The 1,366-nt window shown below is 58.6% G+C and carries 1 protein-coding gene and 1 pseudogene; one reads left to right on the top strand and one right to left on the bottom strand.

Annotated elements, in window-relative coordinates; genetic code table 11:
- Positions 1-233, top strand: a pseudogene (locus ACMV8A_RS05560) (hypothetical protein); the annotation flags it as partial.
- On the opposite strand, the gene ACMV8A_RS05565 reads toward ACMV8A_RS05560, so the two are convergent.
- Positions 176-1,030, bottom strand: a complete 855-nt coding sequence (locus tag ACMV8A_RS05565; RefSeq protein ID WP_495324766.1) for an REP-associated tyrosine transposase — start codon at positions 1,028-1,030, stop codon at positions 176-178. The pseudogene ACMV8A_RS05560 and the gene ACMV8A_RS05565 sit on opposite strands and share 58 nt — an antisense overlap.
- Between the last annotated feature and the right edge of the window lie 336 nt (positions 1,031-1,366).

Below are 1,366 nucleotides of genomic sequence, written 5' to 3' on the forward strand. Positions count from 1 at the left end.
ACGCCGAAGGGGTCACGCCGAACGCCGAAGGGGTCACGCCGAACGCCGAAGGGGTCACGCCGAACGCCGAAGGGGTCACGCCGAACGCCGAAGGGGTCACGCCGAACGCCGAAGGGGTCACGCCGAACGCCGAAGGGGTCACGCCGAACGCCGAAGGGGTCAAACGCCGAAGGGGTCAGGTCTTGCCTTTTGCCTTTTCCGCCGAAGCCACTATTCGACTCACCCGTGAGTAGTGCAGCCCAAAATGATCACCTATCGCCTTAAGGCTATAACCTCCGCTCCGATAGGCCGTTACAATAGCATCGTCTCGGTCGCGGTGCTTCTGCGCATAGTAGTCGAGGGACTTAGCAGGCTTCCGGCGCTGGGCCACAGGAATCTCGCTAAGATCCTTACCTTTCTCCAGACCCGTCTGTAACTTGTCGACAAATTGTTCGTTGCCCAAGTAGATTTGGTTTCTCAGCTGCTGCCAAGGACTGGGCTGATTCTTTCCCTCCGCGACAAAAGCGCGGTAGCGCTCCAACGCCGGCCCCTTACGTGTTCCGAAAGCTGAAAGGACCCAGTCGGTTTGCAGCCAAGGTGGGGGCGAGGAAAAGCCCGCTGTTGCCCGGTAACTGCTCCAGGGCCAGTCTTTGACGCTACGCACCATGCCGGCACGCACGGGGTTGAGCACAATATAGCGGGCCAATTCCAGCAGGTAGCTGTCTTTCTGGACGATGATGGCTTTGTAGCGTCCCTGAAAGACATGGCCGACGCGCTGATGGCGTCGATTGAAGCGCTGGGTGTAGATGCCATTGAACTGGCGCATGCCCTGAGCAAGGTTGCCGTCCGGCGTTTCCACCAGCAGGTGGTAGTGATTGCTCATCAGGCAGTAGGCGTGGAGGGTCCAGTTGAACCGCTTCACCACCTCTCCCAGGACGGCCAGACTGGTAGCGCGGTCATCATCGTCCAGATAGATGTCTTCCTGCCCATCGCCACGAGAGGTGACGTGGTAGAGCGCACCATGGAACTCAAGTCGCAGTGGTCGGGCCATAAAGCAACCCTAGCAGAGAAAAGGCAAAAGGCAAGACCTGACCCCGTGTTCCTTGACCCCGTGTTCCTCGCCCCTTGGTGTATTTCTCGAAACCCGTGGTCATGCTCAGTTGCTTCATTATTCCCGTCCTCGGCTCCGGTCATGCGGTTGCAAGATCAGATCGGGGACTTTTGCAGAAGTTCCCTAGCGCTACTTTCGCTGCTCTACATTGGCACCGCGCCCGGGGGCGGCGGTGGCTCCGTTACGCCATATCCTATGGAGACTGTTCGTCGGTTGGCTCATCATGCTTTCTAATCCGCAGAAGAAGCAGTCCGACGAACACGAATGCGAGTGCAC

This window comes from Sulfurivermis sp. (assembly GCF_059410345.1).